Genomic DNA, 337 nt, shown 5'->3' with positions numbered 1-337 from the left:
GCGGTCGTAGGCTTTGTCCGCGTGGAGGCGCTGGGGCTTGAAGTGGCGGCCGCGGTGGGGGTCGTGTCTCGTTTGGTGACCCGCCACCATCGGCTTCAGACCTTCGCTGTCGTGGGTGTTGCCGGCCGAGACGCCGACGAGGAGGGGCAGTCCGTTCGCGTCCGACAGGACGTGCATCTTGGAACCCGGCTTGCCCCGGTCGACAGGGCTCGGACCTGTGTGTTCGCCCCTTTTTTAGCGCGGACGTGGGCGGTGTCCAGAACGACGCGGGTGAGGTCGACGAGGCCGGCGTCGTCGAGCCGGTGCAGCACGGCCTCATGCAGCCGCCCCCAGACGC

Annotated in this window: 1 pseudogene; it reads right to left on the bottom strand. The window is 69.1% G+C overall.

What is annotated here, in order from left to right:
* Window positions 1–337: pseudogene (locus tag IH00_RS39800) on the bottom strand (transposase); the annotation flags it as partial.

Origin of the sequence: Streptomyces sp. NRRL S-118, from assembly GCF_000716335.1 — a bacterium.
Taxonomy (GTDB): Bacteria; Actinomycetota; Actinomycetes; order Streptomycetales; family Streptomycetaceae; genus Streptomyces.
The sequence above is the reverse complement of the archived record's forward strand: the minus strand, read 5'-3'. Positions and strand labels throughout refer to the sequence as shown.